This is a genomic window from Siccibacter turicensis LMG 23730 (genome assembly GCF_000463155.2).
Taxonomy (GTDB): Bacteria; Pseudomonadota; Gammaproteobacteria; order Enterobacterales; family Enterobacteriaceae; genus Siccibacter; species Siccibacter turicensis.
The window spans coordinates 1-536 of sequence record NZ_AWFZ01000043.1 but is presented as its reverse complement, the minus strand read 5'-3'; the positions used below and the strand labels follow the sequence as shown (position 1 = coordinate 536).

1 protein-coding gene is annotated in these 536 nt (G+C 56.0%); it reads left to right on the top strand.

Features of this window, described 5'->3' with window-relative positions:
* On the top strand, positions 1–536 hold a 536-nt coding region (locus DW58_RS14755; RefSeq protein ID WP_029593057.1), incomplete at both ends, for a GTP-binding protein.

The window sequence follows — 536 nt, the reverse complement described above, 5'->3', positions numbered from 1 at the left end:
CTGACCGCTGCAATCACTACCGTACTGGCTAAAACCTACGGTGGTGCTGCTCGCGCATTCGATCAGATCGATAACGCGCCGGAAGAAAAAGCTCGTGGTATCACCATCAACACCTCTCACGTTGAATATGACACCCCGACTCGCCACTACGCGCACGTAGACTGCCCGGGCCACGCCGACTATGTTAAAAACATGATCACCGGTGCTGCGCAGATGGACGGCGCGATCCTGGTTGTTGCTGCGACTGACGGCCCGATGCCGCAGACTCGTGAGCACATCCTGCTGGGTCGTCAGGTAGGCGTTCCGTACATCATCGTGTTCCTGAACAAATGCGACATGGTTGATGACGAAGAGCTGCTGGAACTGGTAGAGATGGAAGTTCGTGAACTGCTGTCTCAGTACGATTTCCCGGGCGACGACACGCCGATCGTTCGTGGTTCTGCTCTGAAAGCGCTGGAAGGCGAAGCAGAGTGGGAAGCGAAAATCATCGAACTGGCAGGCTTCCTGGATTCTTACATCCCGGAACCAGAGCGTGC